At 72.0% G+C, this 6,606-nt stretch carries 6 protein-coding genes; 1 reads left to right on the top strand and 5 read right to left on the bottom strand.

Features of this window, described 5'->3' with window-relative positions:
* The 4 genes from PV350_RS24170 to PV350_RS24155 form a co-directional block, all read right to left on the bottom strand.
* Nucleotides 1-1,467 (bottom strand): glycoside hydrolase family 127 protein (locus PV350_RS24170; RefSeq protein WP_500336045.1); only part of this gene is annotated, 1,467 nt, incomplete at its 3' end.
* 33 nt (nt 1,468-1,500) lie between these two features.
* Nucleotides 1,501-2,322, bottom strand: coding sequence for a carbohydrate ABC transporter permease (locus tag PV350_RS24165; protein WP_500336043.1), 822 nt, complete (start codon nt 2,320-2,322; stop codon nt 1,501-1,503).
* A gap of 16 nt (nt 2,323-2,338) precedes the next feature.
* Nucleotides 2,339-3,319, bottom strand: coding sequence for a carbohydrate ABC transporter permease (locus PV350_RS24160; protein WP_500336041.1), 981 nt, complete (start codon nt 3,317-3,319; stop codon nt 2,339-2,341).
* Between the two features lie 5 nt (nt 3,320-3,324).
* Nucleotides 3,325-4,629, bottom strand: coding sequence for an ABC transporter substrate-binding protein (locus tag PV350_RS24155; RefSeq protein WP_499516062.1), 1,305 nt, complete (start codon nt 4,627-4,629; stop codon nt 3,325-3,327).
* 211 nt (nt 4,630-4,840) lie between these two features.
* Here PV350_RS24155 and PV350_RS24150 point away from each other — a divergent pair, with 211 nt between their 5' ends.
* Nucleotides 4,841-5,869 carry a LacI family DNA-binding transcriptional regulator gene (locus tag PV350_RS24150; protein WP_499516061.1) on the top strand — a complete coding sequence of 343 codons (1,029 nt, stop codon included), beginning with the start codon at nt 4,841-4,843 and terminating at the stop codon, nt 5,867-5,869.
* A 55-nt stretch (nt 5,870-5,924) separates the two neighbouring features.
* Here PV350_RS24150 and PV350_RS24145 read toward each other — a convergent pair whose 3' ends face one another.
* Nucleotides 5,925-6,524: a flavin reductase family protein gene (locus tag PV350_RS24145; protein WP_499516060.1), complete on the bottom strand. Its 600-nt coding sequence runs from the start codon at nt 6,522-6,524 to the stop codon at nt 5,925-5,927.
* Nucleotides 6,525-6,606 lie beyond the last annotated feature (82 nt).

The raw sequence follows: 6,606 nt of genomic DNA, 5'->3' as shown, positions 1-6,606 counted from the left end.
GTGTGGGAACCTCCGGGTCGAAACGGGCTTTCTGGGTGGGGGCGGGCGGGGGGTATAAGTGTCGGGGCGGTCGTGCCCCGTACTGGTCCGAGCGGGGGGGTAGCCGGTCCGCACGCGCAGCGCGAGGCGTTCGCCGCCGGCCGTGCGGGTGGTGATCTCGGCGTCGGCGTACTGGTACAGCTGCAGCCCGTCGGCGTCCGCGGTGGCGACGTAGCCGTCGAGCGCGGCCAGCGTGCGGGCCACGTTCGGCAGGCAGCAGGAGACGGCGAACCACGGGGCGCGCAGGCCGGATTCGGGGCGCGGGCGGTCGCTGTCGTGCGGGGGGACGGTCCGGCGCACACGCTGGTGGAGGGTGTTGGCGTAGAAGAAGGAGCGGCCGTCGTCCGCGGGCGAGGTGGCGATGACGTTGTAGAGGGTGCGTTCGGCGAGGTCGGCGTAGCGGGGGTCGCCGGTCGCCAGCAGGAGGCGCCAGCTGAGCATGACCGAGGCGACGGAGGCGCAGGTCTCGGAGTAGGCGCGGTCCGGTGGCAGGACGAAGTCCTCGCCGAACCCCTCGTCGCTGTGGTGGGAGCCCATGCCCCCGGTGAGGTAGGTGCGGCGGGCGGTGGCGTGCTCCCACTGCCGGACGACGGCGGCGAGCAGTGCGTCGTCGCCGGTCTCGACGGCCACGTCGACGGCGCCGGAGGCCAGGTACAGGGCCCGTACGGCGTGCCCGTGCAGGGTGTGCGCCCGCCGTACGGGGACGTCGTCCTGGAAGTACCCCGGGCCGAACTCGCCCCCCGCCAAGGTGCCGTGGCCTCGGCGGTCGAGGAAGAGGGCGGCCTGGTCGAGGTAGCGGCGTTCGCCGGTGGCACGGTGGAGTTCGGCCAGCGCGGTCTCGATCTCGGGGTGCCCGCACAGGCCGGGGTTGGCGCCCCCGGGTCCGAAGACGTGGCAGATGTGGTCGGCGGCGCGGATCGCCGCCTTGGCCAGCGCGCCGTCGCCGCGGGTGCGCAACTGGGCCACGCCGGCCTGGATGAGGTGGCCGGCGCAGTAGAGCTCGTGGCCCCATTCGAGGTCGCTGTAGCGCGGTGGCCGGCCGGGGTGCCCGAAGGCCGTGTTCAGGTAGCCGTCGGCCTCCTGGGCGGCGACGACGGTGTCGGTGAGTTCGTCGACCGCGGCGTCGAGGGCGCTGCCGGGGGTGCGGGCCGCCTCCCACACCATGGCCTCGAGGAGCTTGTAGACCTCGGAGTCGGAGAACTCCCGTCCCCGGCGGCGTTCGCCGAGGGGGCCGCCGCTGGCGGCGACGCGGAAGTTGTCGATCCAGCCGACGCGTTCCATCCACTGCCGGCAGTGGTCGAGGGTGGCGGAGGCGTTGACCTGCTGGCGTCGGGCCCAGAAGCCGCCGGTGATGCGGACTTCACCGAGGCCGAGAGGACGTCGGCCGCCGTGGGTGGGCAGCACGGGAGCCGGGATCGGCTGTGTCATGGGGTCTCTTTCGGTCGTGGGGCCGGGGCGGGGTCAGCCTTTGAGCGCGCCGGACATGAAGCCGCGGATGTAGTGCCGCTGCAGGAGGAGGAAGAGCACGAGGCAGGGCAGGGCCAGCACGACGACCCCCGCCTCGGTCGTCCCGTAGTCGATGGCCCCCATGGACCGCTGGCGCAGGTTGGCGATGGCCAGGGGCAGCGGCGCCTTGGCGCTGTCGGAGATCAGGATCAGCGGGGCGATGAAGTCGTTCCACGCGGCGAGGAAGGCGAACAGCCCCACGGTGACCAGGCCGGGCCACACCGCGGGCAGGAGGATGCGGACCAGTGCCTTGGCCGTGCCGCAGCCGTCGACGAGCGCGGACTCCTCGAGTTCGTGCGGTACCGACTCGAAGGAGATCCGCATCATGAAGGTGGCGAACGGGAGTTGGTACACCGTCAGCACCAGGCTGAGCCCGATGAGCGAGTTCTGCAGGCCCAGGTCGCCCAGCAGCACGTACAGCGGGATCAACAGGGTGGCGTACGGGACCATGAGGATGGCGAGGGTGAGCAGGAACAGGGCGTTCTTCCCGGGGAAGGTGAAGCGGGCGAAGGCGTACCCGCCCATGAGGGAGACGACCAGGGTGAGGGCCACCGTCAGCAGCGAGACGAGGGTGGAGTTCCACAGGTACTGCGCCAGTCCCGCGTCGTAGTGCAGGAGCGAGCGGTAGTTGCCGAGACCGTAGCCCGACTGCTGCGCGGTACCGGGCTGCCCGCTGACGGAGGCCCACGCGCTCCAGGCCAGCGGGAACAGGAAGAGCGCGGCCAGCCCTCCGACGAGGACGTGGTGGGGGGTGCGGCCGAGGCCGTGGGGTTTCATGGCGTGTCCCTGTCCGCTAGGTGTCCGTGCCGCGCAGTCCGCGGAACTGGGCGGCGTTGAGGATCAGCAGCACGGCCAGCACGACGACGGACAGCGCGGCCGCGGCCCCGAGGTCGAGCCGCTGGAACGCCTCCCGGTAGATCAGGGAGACCACCGTCATGGTGCTGTTGTCGGGTCCGCCCTTGGTGAGGATGAAGAACTGGTCGAAGGCGAGCAGTGAGCCGGTGACCGACAGCAGCAGCGTCAGCGCGAGCGAGGGCCGCAGCAGCGGCAGGGTGATGCTGCGGAAGGTCTGCCAGCGTCCGGCGCCGTCCATCCGCGCCGCCTCGTAGACGTCCTGCGGGATGCGCTGGAGCCCGACCAGCAGGATCAGCATGTAGAAGCCGGCGTACTTCCAGACGATGAGGGCGACGGTGGACCACAGGGCGGAGGTCGGGGTGCCGAGGAAGGAGACGGGCCCGTCGACGAGGCCGAGCCTCTCCAGGAGCGGGCTGATCGGGCCGACGTTGGGGCTGTACATGCCGAGGAACAGCAGCGACGCGGAGGCCAGCCCGAGCGCGCTGGGCAGGAAGAAGACCGTGCGGAACAGTCCCGTCCCGGGACGGGACTCCTGGACCAGCAGCGCGAGCAGGAGGGCGAGTCCGAGCAGCAGGACCGTGACGAGCGCGGTGTAGGTGAGGGTGAAGCGGACGGCGGGCCACAGCAGGTCGTCGCCGGCGGCCTCGGTGAAGTTGTCCGGGGCGTTGAGGCCCTGGTTCCCGGCCAGCAGCGGCCAGTCGCTCAGGGATATCCGGCCGACCAGGACCAGCGGCACCACGAGGAAGACCACGACGAACAGGGCGGTCGGTGCCGCGTAGCCGATGCCCTGTGCCGGGCGGGTCCGCCACCAGGGGACGCGGTGGACGGGGCGGGCCTTCCCGGTCCCGGACGGGGACCGGGAAGGCGGCTCCCCGCCGGGCGCCGGGGAGCCGGAGCCGCGCGATCGCGCGAGCAGCATGTCGGTCAGTCCTTCAGGGACTCGGTGATGGCCTTGTTGTCCGCGTCGACCTTCGACGGGTCACCGAACACGGCGTCCCGCATCAGGGCCAGCCACGGCCCGTTGGGGTCGTTGAAGGTCTGGCCGAACTTCTCGGCGAAGGGCGTCGTGCCCTTGGCCACCAGGGTGTTGATCAGCACCTGGCGGGGGTCGGCCTTGGCGTACTTGTTCTCGGCCAGGTCGGTGCGGGCGACGATGTCCTTGTGGGCGGCGAGCACCTCGACCTGGGCCTCGTCGCCGAGCGACCACGCGAGGAAGTTCCAGGCCTGGCCGGCGTTCTTGCTGGTGGCCGAGATGCCGAGCGAGTCACCGCCGACGAACGTCGACTGCCCGCCGTCCGGGCCGGGGATGGCGGCGACGCCGAAGTCCAGCCCCGCCGGCATCAGGCCGAGGGTGGTGGACGGCATCGGCATCACGCCGATCGTGCCCTTGGGGAACAAGCCGGTCCAGGTGGCGCCGGTCTCCTCGGCGGCACCGGGGGCGGTGATGCCGTCCTGCGCCCAGCCGCGGTAGGTCGCGTAGACCTCCTTCGCCACGGGCGAGTCCAGGGTGGCGGCGGTGCCGTCCTCGTTCATGACCTCCTCCCCCGCGGCCCAGACCGACGGCCACCAGGTGAAGACCCCGCAGCCGCCGCAGTTGCCGCCGAAGAAGGTGCCGTTGACGTCGCCGCCCAACTTGTCGACGGCGCGGGCCTGTTCGTCCCACTCCTTCAGCGTCGTCGGCGGCTTCTCCGGGTCCAGCCCCGCCTTCTTGTACAGGGTCTTGTTGTAGAAGAGCACGGAGGAGTCGATGGTGTGGGGCACGGTGTACTTGCGGCCGTCGAGCGTGCCGGCGGCCATGTGCGCGGGCGCCAGGTCCTTGCCGTACGGCAGGGCGTCGATGCGGTCGGTGATGTCGGCGTACAGGCCGCTGGCGGTGTAGTTCGGCACGAACACCACGTCGGAGGCGAGGATGTCGGGCAGCGACTTGGAGCCGGCCGCGGCGCCCACCTTCGCCTGGTAGTCGTCGGTGGGGATGACCGTCAGCTTCACCTTGTTCTGGTGGGACTTGTTGTAGGCCCCGACCAGGGCCTGGCTCTGCTGCTGCGTGGCGGCGCGCGTCCACATCGTCAGGGTGGCGCCGTCGTCGGGGCCCATGACCCCGCCCTTGCCCTCGGTCGAACCGCTCCCGCCCGAGCCGCAGGCCGCGAGCGCGGTCGTGACGGTGAGCAGCCCCACGGCCGCGGCCAGGACCCGGTGGCGCCTTCGTCTCCGTACGTCGGTGGTGTTCATGTCTCGCTCCTTGCTCGGAGGGCCTGGCCATGTCGAGGGGGCGGCGCCGGCCGCCTAAACGCACCGAAAACGTTTTCCGTAAAGTTAGAAGCGGCACCCGTGGGCGTCAACCACCCTGCACGCATCGCGGAAAAAGACTTTCGAGTAGCCTTTCCCCCACCTGCGGGCGCCGCCCCGCGGGCCCGCGACGGGCACGAGGAGGGATGCAGCCATGGTTCAGCCGGCCGAACACACCGCGGGCCGACCCGCGACGCTCAACGACGTGGCCCGGCTGGCCGGGGTCTCCCCGGCCACGGCCTCCAAGGCGCTCAACGGCCGCAGCCAGGTGCGCGAGCAGACCCGGCAGCGCGTCATCGAGGCGGCCGAGCAACTGGCGTTCCGGCCCAACCCCGTGGCCCGCAGCCTGCAGGCCGGACCGACCCGCACCGTCGGGCTGCTCACCGGTGACCTCGAGGGACGCTTCAGCATCCCGATCCTGATGGGCGCCGAAGACGCTTTCGGCGCGGGTGAGCTCGCCGTCCTGCTGTGTGACGCGCGCGGCGACGCGATCCGCGAACGGCACCACGTCCGGGCCCTGCTGGACCGCCGTGTCGACGGGCTGATCGTGGTCGGCGCCCGTACCGACCCGCGCCCCTCACTCGGGCGCGGGCTGCCCGTGCCGGTGGTGTACGCGTACGCGCCGTCCGAGGACCCGGACGACCTGTCGATCGTCCCCGACAACGTCGACGCCGGGCGGACCGCCGCCCGCCACCTGCTGGCCTGCGGCCGCAGCCGCATCGCCCACATCTCGGGCGACCCGACCTACGCCGCGGGCCGCGACCGCGTGCAGGGCGCGCTGGAGGTGCTCGCCGGGGCGGGTGTCCCGCCGGTGGGCGAGGCCCGCTTCGGCGAGTGGTCCGAGGGCTGGGGCCGCGCGGCGACCGTCATGCTCCTCGACCAGCACCCCGAGGTCGACGCCATCATGTGCGGCAACGACCAGATCGCCCGCGGCGCGATCGACATCCTCCGGGAGCGCGGACGCACGGTGCCGGACGACGTCGCGGTCATGGGCTTCGACGACTGGAAGGTCATCACCACCGCCTCCCGCCCTCCGCTCACCAGCGTCGACATGCAGCTGGAGCACCTCGGCCGGGTGGCCGCCCGCGCCCTGTCCGCGGCCATCGCGGGGCAGCGCCGCTCCGGGACCGAGCCGCAGCCCTGCCGTCTGGTGATCCGCGGCTCCACGGCGCCCCTGGCGTAGGTCCTGTCGTCCCATGCCCTCCCCCGGCCCCGACGGCCGGCGACGGTCACAGGGGTCAGGGCTCCTCGTACGGGATGCGGTTCAGGTGCCGGATCTCGCCGAGCGTGCCCCACTCGTCGGCGCCGAGCTTGGTGAGCGGCCGCAGCAGCGGGGCGCTCGGGCGGCCGTCCGCCAGGACATCCCGGTCCGCGACGGCGTGCACCACCCGCCCGAAGACCAGCGTCGAATTGCCCATCCGCAAGGTGGTGTGCGAGCGGCACTCCAGGGCGACCGGCGAGGCCACCACCCTGGGCGGACGCACCCTCAGGCTCGGTTCGCGCTCGATGCCCGCGTGGTCGAACTCGCTGACGTGCCGCGGGAAGTCGGTGGCCGTGACGTTGACCAGCGGCATCAGTGCCTCGGAGGCGAAGTTCACCACGAACTCCCCGGTGTCCTCGACGTTGCGCAGCGAGTCCTTGCGGCCGATCGAGGTGAACTGCACGATCGGCGGATCCGTGCTCGCGATGCTGAAGAAGGAGTGCGGCGCGAGGTTCTCGTACCGGCCGTCCGGGGTGACGGTGGAGATCCACGCGATCGGCCGGGGCACGACCACGGAGGTCAGGAAGCGGTAGAAGGCGAAGCCGCCCATGGCCTCGGGATCGAAGTCGACGCGCATGGCCGCAGTATCCACGGCCGTGCCCCCCGTCCCGCCCCCGCGGCGACCGCCCGGCGTGTCGGGCTCCCAGAGGTGCCGTGGC

It is taken from the genome of Streptomyces sp. PA03-6a, assembly GCF_033792765.1.
Lineage (GTDB): Bacteria > Actinomycetota > Actinomycetes > Streptomycetales > Streptomycetaceae > Actinacidiphila.
The sequence above is the reverse complement of the archived record's forward strand: the minus strand, read 5'-3'. Positions and strand labels throughout refer to the sequence as shown.